Origin of the sequence: Lacticaseibacillus brantae DSM 23927 (assembly GCF_001436115.1) — a bacterium.
Lineage (GTDB): Bacteria > Bacillota > Bacilli > Lactobacillales > Lactobacillaceae > Lacticaseibacillus > Lacticaseibacillus brantae.
Genome location: NZ_AYZQ01000008.1, coordinates 1 through 7,255 on the forward strand (window position 1 = coordinate 1; position 7,255 = coordinate 7,255).

6 protein-coding genes and 2 tRNA genes are annotated in these 7,255 nt (G+C 45.2%); all 8 read left to right on the forward strand.

All coding sequences use genetic code 11. From position 1 onward, the window contains the following. Positions 1-69: 69 nt before the first annotated feature. The 8 genes from FC34_RS09405 (at position 70) to FC34_RS09440 (ending at position 6,949) form a co-directional block, all read left to right on the forward strand. Positions 70-140: transfer RNA gene (locus tag FC34_RS09405), tRNA-Cys, on the forward strand. A gap of 40 nt (positions 141-180) precedes the next feature. Next, a tRNA-Leu gene (locus FC34_RS09410) sits at positions 181-264 on the forward strand. 207 nt (positions 265-471) lie between these two features. After that, positions 472-1,689, forward strand: coding sequence for a glycosyltransferase family 4 protein (locus tag FC34_RS09415; RefSeq protein WP_057895183.1), 1,218 nt, complete (start codon positions 472-474; stop codon positions 1,687-1,689). A gap of 4 nt (positions 1,690-1,693) precedes the next feature. Next, positions 1,694-2,743: a glycosyltransferase family 4 protein gene (locus FC34_RS09420; RefSeq protein ID WP_057895184.1), complete on the forward strand. Its 1,050-nt coding sequence runs from the start codon at positions 1,694-1,696 to the stop codon at positions 2,741-2,743. Between the two features lie 4 nt (positions 2,744-2,747). After that, positions 2,748-3,782 (forward strand): lysylphosphatidylglycerol synthase transmembrane domain-containing protein, encoded by a 1,035-nt coding sequence (locus FC34_RS09425; RefSeq protein WP_057895185.1) that lies wholly within the window; start codon positions 2,748-2,750, stop codon positions 3,780-3,782. A 74-nt stretch (positions 3,783-3,856) separates the two neighbouring features. Next, positions 3,857-4,108, forward strand: a complete 252-nt coding sequence (locus FC34_RS09430) for a YkuJ family protein (RefSeq protein ID WP_057895186.1) — start codon at positions 3,857-3,859, stop codon at positions 4,106-4,108. A 195-nt stretch (positions 4,109-4,303) separates the two neighbouring features. Further along, on the forward strand, positions 4,304-6,403 hold the full coding sequence (locus FC34_RS09435; protein WP_057895187.1) for an LTA synthase family protein: 2,100 nt from the start codon (positions 4,304-4,306) through the stop codon (positions 6,401-6,403). Positions 6,404-6,508: 105 nt separating this feature from the next. Next, complete coding sequence (locus FC34_RS09440; protein ID WP_057895188.1) at positions 6,509-6,949, forward strand: Fur family transcriptional regulator; 441 nt, start codon at positions 6,509-6,511, stop codon at positions 6,947-6,949. Positions 6,950-7,255 lie beyond the last annotated feature (306 nt).

Sequence of the window (7,255 nt, forward strand, 5' to 3'; positions counted from 1 at the left end):
ATGCGCTGGTTCGAATCCAGCTACCCCAATCTCTCGTTGACAGACGAGATTAAATGTTTGATACTTAATGGCGGTATAGCCAAGTGGTAAGGCAAAGGTCTGCAAAACCTCTATCGTCGGTTCGAATCCGATTACCGCCTTTCTGATGGCCATACATCCAGAAGAATATCTAAATATTATGCCGGTGTGGCGGAATTGGCAGACGCGCTGGACTCAAAATCCAGTTCCAGCAATGGAGTATCGGTTCGACCCCGATCACCGGTATCACGACCCAGAAATGGGTCTTTTTTTATACCTTCAATTCAATACCACATTGCAGTATTCAAGCGTTTGAAAGTTTCATGCTTTTGACTGATGTTTTACAGTGTTTTTTCTTATAATATTAGGTTAAAAGCGGTTGAAAAATTGCAACAAACCGCAATAATCCTTATACTGGGTATAATCGATTGACGAACGTTTGGAGGGAGTCAAGTGAACATTGGCATTTTTACCGATAGCTACTTTCCACAAGTGAGTGGCGTGGCGACATCAATCAAAACACTCAAAGATGATCTCGAACGTAAGGGACATTCTGTCTATATCTTCACAACGACGGATCCGCACGTGCCAGAAGATGCAGTTGAACCAAATATCTTCCGGTTCAGTAGCGTGCCGTTCGTGTCCTTTACTGATCGCCGCATTGCCGTACGCGGTTTATTTCACGCGTCCAAGGTGGCCAAAGAACTCGACCTTGATATTGTACATACACAAACTGAATTCTCGATGGGCTACATTGGCAAATTCGTGGCCCGGCAACTTAAAATTCCAACAGTCCACACCTATCACACGATGTATGAAGATTATCTACACTATGTGATGAATGGTCATTTGTTGAAGCCTTATCACGTCAAGCAAATGACGCGGGCTTTCTTGTACCACGTGTCAGGGGTCGTGGCACCCAGTGAACGGGTACTGGATACGTTAACTCGCTATGGGGTTAAGTCTCCGATTAGCATCATTCCAACTGGGGTCGACCTGACCCAATTTCAGACCTCGCATAATCCTGATTTGCGCGGACAACTGGGCCTAACGGATGTGCCTGTCTTGCTCTCACTCAGTCGCGTCGCCTACGAGAAAAAGATCGATCATGTCATTGCGGCCATGCCTGAAATTTTGAAACAAGTACCCAACGCTGTCTTGCTTGTGGTTGGTGACGGGCCTGCTAAAGAAGATCTTGAAGCCCAGGCTCAATCACTGGGGCTAGGGGATCATGTCCGCTTTACTGGTGAGATTAACCATGATGAAGTGGAAAACTATTATCATGCAGCAGATGTTTTCGTGTCCGCATCTGATACTGAATCCCAAGGCCTGACTTATATTGAGGCGCTAGCAGCTGGCATTAAGGTGGTAGGGCTCACAGGGGAGTACACGCAAAGTCTTCTCGATGACCCAGCTATTGGGACCACATTTAGTACGTCAAGCGAAATGGTTCATCAAGTGGTGAACTATCTTGAACATCCACAAGCTTATGATGATCCAGCACCACTTGAAGCCAAGTTGGCGGCGATTTCTGCCGACACTTTCGGTGATCACGTGTTGGCGTTCTATGCACAAGCCCAGGAACGGTATGCAAACTACCTGGCGACGCACGATGGTGAGGCGCCTGATGAAGACATTGTCTCAGAGCACAACACCTCGATGAAGGATTAACGTTATGATTGATATTCACATGTTCTCTTCAGCTGACAAAGTGGCAGGCCAAGGCGTTGGTGCTGTTTACGATGAGTTGTTGGAACTTTTACGCAAATATTTCCCTGACGAATTTAAAATTTCGATCAATAATTACAAGCCAAGTATTATCAGCCATTATCACACGATTGATGTGCCATTTTTCTTATCGACTTTTTCCAAAAAGCGCGGGCGGAAAATCGGCTACGTGCATTTCCTGCCTGAAACGCTTGATCAAAGTTTGAAAATGCCGAAGTTTGCCAGTCGGACACTCGACAAATATGTTATTGCATTCTACAAGCGGATGGACATCTTAGTGGTGGTTAACCCAAACTTTATTCCCCGGTTAGCTGCCCATGGCATCGATGCGGATAAGGTGACCTACATTCCAAACTTTGTTTCCAGAGAGACGTTTCATCCTGAGTCCGCTGAGAACAAACTCAGTTTGCGGCAGCAATATGGCATTCCTGAAGACAAGTTTGTCGTTTTCGGGGCGGGCCAAGTTCAGGATCGCAAAGGCGTTGACGATTTCATTGCCTTAGCCAAGCGTAATCCAGACATGCAATTCATCTGGGCTGGCGGGTTTTCTTTTGGGATGATTACGAATGGGTATGACCACCTGAAGACTGAGGTTGCTAATGCGCCAGCTAATTTGAACTTTACGGGGATTATTCCGCGGGAAGACATGATTGACTACTACAACATAGCCGACTTATTCTTGCTACCTTCATTTGAAGAATTGTTCCCGATGTCCGTTCTTGAGGCCTTCAGTACAGAAACACCGGTGATGGTGCGGGATTTAGCCCTGTATGATCAAATCATTACCCCATACGCCGTGATGGCTAAAGATGCCAATGATATGGACCAGAAACTGCATCAATTGGCATCAGATCGACAGCTTTTGGCTGACTATGCCCAGAAAAGCGCGGCCGCGGCTCAGGAATATTCTGAAGATCACTTGGCCAAAATCTGGGAAACTTTTTATCGGGAACAGGCCGGGTTAGCCCAACAAGATCAGGCATCAGCGGAGGGATAGGCACATGAGTCGACGGAACAAAATTGCTGTCTTCATTATGCTAATGATTGGGGTCGCGATTTTCATTTATGAAAGTCGCGACCTTAATTTTAAGCAATTACAACAAACAATCCTTCAACTCCACTGGGGCTGGCTCCTGGTCGCCTTAGCATTTATGCTAGGCTCTTGGGTCGTCGAAACCTTTGTGGTGCAAATATTTATTAAGGGTGAACACGATCGGCTACCTTTCTGGCAAGCCTTCCGAGTGCCCCTGGTGGAGCAACTTTTTAACGCAATCACGCCGTTTTCTTCCGGTGGGCAACCGGCACAACTCGTTGCCTTGATGCAAAGTGGCATCGAAGGCGGACGGGCAAGCTCGGTTCTCTTGATGAAGTTTATTGTCTATCAATTTATGGTGCTGGTGAATTTCATCTTGACCATCTTCATTGGCTTTGACCAAGTGTCAAAACGGTTTGGTGCATTGGCAATCTTTATTGTCTTTGGCTTTATCATTCACGTGGTCGTCATTGTAGGTCTGTTGCTGGTGATGTACTATTACAAATTCACGAAGCGGCTCGTCAATTTAGGGACGCGGTTTGCGGGGATTTTTGTTGGTAAGAAGCGCCAACAAACCTGGCAAGCCCAACTCGATGAAAAGATTGATACGTTCTACGCCGAAAGTTTGGCCTTAAAAGGTGACAAGCGCCGGGTCATCAAGGCGGGTTTACTGACCCTCGGCCAGCTAATGCTGTATTATGCGGTCCCATTCTTTGTCTTATTGAGTTTGGGTGTGACCGGCGTTAATTTGGTTGAAGTGATGGTTCTACACGTCATGATTGTGATGATCGTGTCTCTCTTCCCAATTCCTGGTGGCGCTGGTGGCGCCGAGTATAGTTTCAAGACTCTGTTTGCCACTTATGTTGCAAGTCCGTCCAAGTTGATTCTGGGTATGCTGCTCTGGCGGCTGCTGACCTACTATCTCGGGATGCTATTAGGGATTGTCGCCTTGGCCCTGGTCCCGAAGAAAACTGGCGCTGTGACTGAAAAAAAAGTCGGTTAAGGCTCGAATTTCATCGCCACTGCTAGGCAATTTATGGTACGCTAATGCAGAAGCCAAATGAAAGGGGCCGTCTTATGAAAAGCTCACAATTAGTTGCGATCATTAAACGACTTGAAGCCATGCAAGAAGCCACCGATTCTGAAATTCAAACCCGTCTCTTTGAAAAAAATGGGGTTGAAAAAGGGATGGTGTCCTATGATCCCAAAACTCAGGCCTATGAGTTAGAGGAAATGGACAATCATCAAGTCTTCCAATTCGATAATATTGATTTGGTTGCGATGGAAATTTACGATTTGCTTGACGATACCGATACGGCAGAAGCGTAAGTTGTCGCTAGCCTTGTGTCCCACTTTTACCGCCTGGCGGTTAGGAGTGGGCTTTTTTTATTGCCAGAAAGCTTAAATTCCACTAAAATTTGGCCAGTTCGTAAAAACCGTATTTGTCTAAAGCGTAAAACCTGTGTACACTAATCGTTGTGTTATAATTTTGACATTAATAATGAAGATTGATGGAGGTTCGCAATGAAGCAAGTTGGCAATGCTATTCGAGGCTTCTTTAACTCAAGACTCGGATTTTTCATTTTGGCCATTGCCTTGTTCTGGGGTAAAACGTATTGGGCCTATCATACGAAGTTTAACCTTGGCGTGAGTGGCTCGATGCAGGAATTCCTCCTGGCCTTGAATCCAATTCCCACAACGCTACTGTTGTTTGGGATAGCCCTATACATGACCGGGCGCAAGTCGTACGTGGTGATGTTGGTTATCGATGCGCTCACCTCGACGTGGCTGTTCGCTAATATTTTGTATTACCGGGAATTCTCGGATTTTCTGACCTTTGCCTTGATTAAGGGTTCAGGCTCAGTCTCAAATAACCTCAGCAAGGGGATTTTGGGCATTTTACGCCCAGATGATTTCATGGTTTTTCTTGATGTTGTGGTCTTGATCTTACTGCTGGCATTTCATGTCATTAAGATGGATGTGCGGCCGCTGAAGAAACGCTTTGCCCTAGGTGTATCACTGTTGGCAGTCCTGTTATTCGGCGCCAACCTCAGCATGGCGTACTCAGATCGTTCAGGTCTGTTAACGCGGACGTTTGATAATAACTATATCGTGAAGTATCTCGGTCTTAATGCTTATACCGTCGTTGACGGGGTTAAAACGGCTAAGACGAGTGCGACTAAGGCGAATGCTAAGGCCAGTGATATTAACTCGGTCTTGAGTTATTTGAATAAGAATCGCACCACACCGAGTGTGACTTATTCAGGGGTCGCGAAGGGTAAGAATGTCTTTGTGATTCATTTGGAAAGCCTGCAACAATTTATTATTGATTTCAAATGGGATAATCAAGAAGTTACGCCGGTATTGAATAAGCTGTATCACAACCAGAACACGTTAAGCTTTGACAACTTCTTTAATCAGGTCGGCCAAGGTAAAACGGCTGATGCTGAAATGATGCTTGAAAATAGCTTGTTCGGCTTACCAGAAGGTTCAGCGATGGTTTCTGATGGGACCAGCAACACCTTCCAAGCAGCACCCGCCATCTTGGATCAACATGGATACACCACGGCTGCATTCCATGGGGATGTCCCAAGTTTCTGGAATCGGGATAACACCTACAAGTCCTGGGGCTATGATTATTATTTCTCCAAGTCATATTTCTCATCAGGCAAGAACTATGATGTCGGTTATGGGTTGAAAGATAAGATTTTCCTGAAGGATTCTGCGCAATACATTGAGCAGTTGCCGCAACCGTTTTATGCCAAGCTGATCACGGTCACGAATCATTATCCTTATACACTTGACAAGGCCAATCAATCAATTAGCCAAACTGATACTGGTGATGATACCGTCGACGGCTATGTTCAGACGGCTCGGTATTTGGACCAAGCTATCGGGGAATTCCTTGACTGGTTGAAGGCCTCTGGCTTGGACAAGAATAGTATGCTGGTCCTTTACGGGGATCACTATGGTATTTCTGGGAACCACAAGAAGGCTGTTGCCAAGCTGTTGAATAAATCTACCTTCAATGACTTTGACAATGCCCAATTCCAAAAAGTGCCATTTATGATTTATATGCCTGGATTAAAGGGTGGGATTAATCATACCTATGGGGGTGAGATTGACGTCTTACCAACGCTTTTGAACCTGTTAGGTATTAAGAACAATAACACGGTTCAATTTGGTTCCGACCTGTTGGCGCCAAATCGGAATCAGACAGTCGCCTTCCGCAATGGTGATTTTGTCACACCAGATTATACAAAAGTCGGGAGTAGCTATTACTTGACCAAGACGGGCGAAAAGCTTGGCAAGTTGACGGCCGCACAGAAGACGGCCATTGATGCGGCTAGCAATCGAGTTACAACCGAATTGTCTCTGTCTGACCGAGTCATTAACGGTGATTTACTCCGATTCTATACACCATCAGGATTCAAGAAGGTTGATAAGAAAGACTTCTCATATAAGTTGTCCACGGCCCTAGCAATGTTAAAGGCTGCTCAAGAGAAAGAGCCAACCAGTGTACTAGCGAAGAACAAGGGAAAGTCGACAGTTGATCTGTATAAGACTGACGCGCCTGAACTCAAGTCGGATAGCAGTAGTAGCAGTTCTAGTTCAAGTAATTAAAATGAGCGGTACCGGGGATGCCTCGGTACCGCTTTCTAGTTGAAAAAACACTTTTTTTGGCGTATGCTGTTGTTAATAATAATTCTAATCTAGGAGGACATGGTTATGGATGAAGCTGTGTACGATAAGACGTTGGTCACACTACGGAATAACCATATCCGGGTGACGCCACAACGCGAGGCAATCATTGCTTATCTCATTGAGAGTGAAGCCCACCCAACCGCTGAGACGATTTATGCTGACTTGGCGCCACAATTCCCACAGATGAGTGTCGCCACAGTTTACAATAATTTAAAAATGCTGGTTGATCTCCATCTAGTTGAGGAAATGACTTCAAATGATGCTGCCACTCACTTTGACTTTCCGCTCCATCCACATTCTCACGCCATCTGCACGAATTGCGGGAAGATTGTGGATTTCGATTATGATGGCTTGAAGGATGTCAATGCGATTGCCGCTGATGAAACTGGCTTTTTGGTTTCTGGTCATCATTTAGAAGTTTATGGTTTGTGCCCTGACTGCCAGAAACTCTTGGGTGTCCACTAATTTACGAATGCTTTGACAGCTTCGTCGAATTAATCAGCCTGTTTTACCATTGAAAATTCAGTTAGACGTAAGTAATGTTCGGCCACACAACTTTCAGGTTGTGTGGCTTTTTTTTAGTTGACCAGGTTGGAACTGGCTGGTAGTATATTTGTTGTTGTTAAATATCAACGCAGCGTTGACATGACGATGCAGACTTGGTATGATGCTTTAGTTGCCTTTGGCAGATGTAATAGATATTCATCTTTTGAATTTTTATTCACAGTAGTGCTTGACAACGGCTTGCCAAATTGATAAGCTGTTATAGTT

What these genes read in the sequence shown, in the direction of transcription:
- FC34_RS09420 (WP_057895184.1), top strand. Translation starts at nt 1,694, where the DNA reads ATGATTGATATTCACATGTTCTCTTCAGCTGACAAAGTGGCAGGCCAA.
- FC34_RS09425 (WP_057895185.1), top strand. Translation starts at nt 2,748, where the DNA reads ATGAGTCGACGGAACAAAATTGCTGTCTTCATTATGCTAATGATTGGG.
- FC34_RS09430 (WP_057895186.1), top strand. Translation starts at nt 3,857, where the DNA reads ATGAAAAGCTCACAATTAGTTGCGATCATTAAACGACTTGAAGCCATG.
- FC34_RS09435 (WP_057895187.1), top strand. Translation starts at nt 4,304, where the DNA reads ATGAAGCAAGTTGGCAATGCTATTCGAGGCTTCTTTAACTCAAGACTC.
- FC34_RS09440 (WP_057895188.1), top strand. Translation starts at nt 6,509, where the DNA reads ATGGATGAAGCTGTGTACGATAAGACGTTGGTCACACTACGGAATAAC.